Origin of the sequence: Streptomyces sp. ATexAB-D23 (assembly GCF_000373645.1) — a bacterium.
Classification (GTDB): domain Bacteria; phylum Actinomycetota; class Actinomycetes; order Streptomycetales; family Streptomycetaceae; genus Streptomyces; species Streptomyces castrisilvae.
In genome coordinates, this window is record NZ_KB892067.1 from 1 (window position 1) to 3,164 (window position 3,164).

A 3,164-nucleotide genomic window follows, 5' to 3' on the forward strand; every position below is an offset into this window, starting at 1 on the left:
AGGCCATCGTTCTGCTGGAGCAGGTGCTGGCCGACCGTGAACGGCTGCTCGGTTCCGAGCACCCTGACACTCTCACCGCCCGCCACAACCTCGCCCACTCATACTGGCAGGCGGGGCGAATGCACGAGGCCGTCACTTTCCAAAAACAGGTGCTGGCCGACCGTGTCTGGCTGCTCAGCTCCGGGCACTCCGGCACTCTCGTCAGAGAGGGCACCCTGGTGTCTGCGTTGGACGACATGGTCGGCCTTGGCACGGTGCGTGATGCCCTCGCAGAGCTCAAGAACCGCATTCGGCTCCACCATGTCCGCAGGGAGAGCCTGCCCGGACTGGTGTTCGTGGGGCCGCCCGGGACCGGCAAGACCACGGTGGCACGGCATGTCGGCGAATGGTGCCAGTCCTTGGGGCTGTTACGCAGGGGCCACGTGCTCGAGGTCAGCCGCGCTGACTTGGTTAGCGAGTACGTCGGCCAGAGCGCGTCCAAGGTCCGCTCAGTTGTGCATCAGGCCCTCGACGGGGTGCTCTTCATCGACGAGGCCTACGCCCTGGCGGGCAATGAGGCTGTCGACATCTTGGTCAGGGAGATGGCGTACTGGCACGACCGACTCGTGGTGATTGCCGCTGGCTACCCGCGTGAGATGGACGCGTTCTTGCGCAGCAACAGCAGCATGGCCTCCCGCTTCACGGAGCGGGTGGAGTTTCCCTCGTACACCACCGAGGAACTCATCGAGGTGCTGCGCCGCAGAAGTGCCTCCGAGGGCTTTATCCTCACGCCGGACGCCACGGAGCGTGTCGAGCAATGGTTCGACCGACGCCGCGCTGACCGCGCCGACGCGTTCGGCAACGTCCGCGAGGCATGGAGCGTGCGCGATGTTATGTGGAGCCGACTCGCCCGCCGCTTCGAGGCCGACCGGGCCATCAACCTTTTCACGTTCATCGCCGAGGACGTCCCAACCCCTGAAGAATGAGTTGGGCAGGGGCCGATGACGTCAGGGCTGGCAATGGTCGAGGTCGACGATCGCTGCGGCCGGCGAGTTCTTAGCACGGCGGACGGCCAGAGGGCTGTGTTGTCCTGGACCGCCTACTCCCCTTTCAATAGTCCGCCAAGGCGTCCTTTTGCTTCAAGAGGCGCGTGTTGTTGTCAAGCCCCGGGTTTTGTGGAGACTGCGTTAGCTGGTTTTCTGGAGTGATGGGTGGGGTTCGGTCGCGTAGTGGGTGGCCTCGTGCTCGGCGGGGTGACGTGCCCGAGCTCGCCGTGGAGCCTTCGCCGGTTGAACCAGTCGATGTACTCAGCGACGGCGATCTCGACGTCGTTGATGCCCGTCCACGGCCCCTTGTTGCGGATCAGTTCGGCCTTGAACAGGCTGTTGAACGCCTTGGCGAGGGCATTGTCGTGGGAGTCGCCCTTGGAGCCGACGGAGGCCACAGCGTCGGCTTCGTCGAGTCGTTCGGTGTAGCGGATGGCACGGTACTGAACTCCGCGGTCGGAGTGATGGACCAGCCCGGTCAGGTCGGCGTCTTCACGGTGGCGTCTCCACAACGCCATGTCCAGTGTGTCCAGGGCGAGTTCGGTGTAGAGGCTGGTGGAGACCTGCCAGCCGACGACCATGCGGGAGAAGACGTCGATGACGGAGGCCGCGTATACCCAGCCGGAAAAGGTTCGGATGTAGGTGATGTCAGCGACCCACAGCTGGTTGGGCGCGGTCGCGGTGAACTGCCGCTCGACCAGGTCGCGGGGCCGGTCGGTCTCGGGTGCCGGCCGAGTGGTGCGCGGGCTCTTGGTGCGGATCACGCCGCGCAGGCCGGCCGCTCTCATCAGGCGTTCGACGGTGCAGCGGGCGACCGTGACGTCGCCTCGCGGAAGCGCTGCGTGGACCTTGCGGGCGCCGTAGACGCCGTAGTTCTCCCGGTGGATCACCTCGGTCTTCTCGGTCAGTTCCCGGTCCCGAACGGTGCGGGCCGCCTCGGGACGTGTGTGTGCGGCGTAGTAGGTGCTCGGCGCGATCGGCGCGATCGGCGCGTCCGTCTCGGCGAGGACGTCACAGATCGGCTGGACGCCGAACGTTTCCTTGTACTGGTCGATGTAGGCGACCTTCATCGCAGTGGACGGTCCAGCTCCGCGGCGAAGAAAGCCGAGGCGGACCTCAATATCGCGTTCGCCCGCCGCAGTTCCTTCACCTCCCGCTCCAACTCTGCGATCCTGGCGGCCTCCTCGCTGGTGGTGCCAGGCCGTACGCCATCGTCGATCTCGGCATGCTTGACCCAGCCGCGCAGGGCCTCGGGATGTACGTCGAGCTGGTCGGCGATCCGCTTGATCGCACCGGCCCGGCCTGCCGGGCCCTTGCGGGCCTCGACCGTCAGACGCGTCGCGCGCTCGCGCAGCTCGTCGGAGTACTTACGGGGAGCAGCCATGATCGGCATCCTTCCGGGTCTTGATGATCTCCATCAAACCCGGGGCGGTTCACTGATCAGGCTCTGCGGAAGCAGCCCCGGCGTACTCTGCGAAGTCCATGTTGCCGAGCGCCAGGTTCATCTGGACGCCGTGCACCGCTGCGGGCAGGGCTCGAAACTCCCTGGGATCCGGCGACTCGATGAGTTCCTGGTAGTAGACGGGGTCAAGGCCACTCACGTCTTCCCAGACGGTCGACAGAGCCAGCAACGCCCGCGCCGGCGACTGCATCGTGCCGTGATCAGCGAGGAAGACGACAATCAGGTCCTCGTCCACCACGGCGGTGAGAACCTTGTCGGCCGTTGCTCCTGACCAGGCAGGCGAATCGATGAGCTGAACTGCTGCGGCAAACTCACCGCCTGGCCCCCACGGCAGGCGCGACTCCTCAACCATTGCCTTCCACGCCTCGTCGTCGCTGAAGTCGGTCCTGATGACGAGAACGTCGAACAAGTCGAGTCCGATCTCAGGCAGTACTCGCTCAAGGTTCTCCGGCAACGTCATGCCCAGGACTCTCCCACCCCGCACTGACAACCAGCTGCCTGCGGCAGTGATCCAGAAGAAACGGCCTAGCGCGCTGGAGTACTCCGCCGCCCGGCCTACTTGGTGGACACGGTTCTTCGGCTTCTGGTGACCCACCCGCCCGGTTTTCCTTTACGTGGAACGGCACGGCCGTCCTCCTGGTGCCCGGGAGGGGATCGACGCCGACGGAGAGCGCGTA

2 protein-coding genes and 1 pseudogene are annotated in these 3,164 nt (G+C 65.5%); 1 reads left to right on the forward strand and 2 read right to left on the reverse strand.

What is annotated here, in order from left to right; translation table 11 throughout:
• The coding region (locus tag B082_RS37115; RefSeq protein WP_018555737.1) for an AAA family ATPase at nt 1-965 on the forward strand (965 nt) is incomplete at its 5' end.
• 201 nt (nt 966-1,166) lie between these two features.
• On the opposite strand, the pseudogene B082_RS37120 reads toward B082_RS37115, so the two are convergent.
• Nucleotides 1,167-2,409, reverse strand: a pseudogene (locus B082_RS37120) (IS3 family transposase).
• A 49-nt stretch (nt 2,410-2,458) separates the two neighbouring features.
• Nucleotides 2,459-2,947 carry a DUF6924 domain-containing protein gene (locus tag B082_RS0131330; protein ID WP_026250384.1) on the reverse strand — a complete coding sequence of 163 codons (489 nt, stop codon included), beginning with the start codon at nt 2,945-2,947 and terminating at the stop codon, nt 2,459-2,461.
• Nucleotides 2,948-3,164 lie beyond the last annotated feature (217 nt).

What these genes read in the sequence shown, in the direction of transcription:
- B082_RS0131330 (WP_026250384.1), bottom strand. Translation starts at nt 2,947, where the DNA reads ATGACGTTGCCGGAGAACCTTGAGCGAGTACTGCCTGAGATCGGACTC.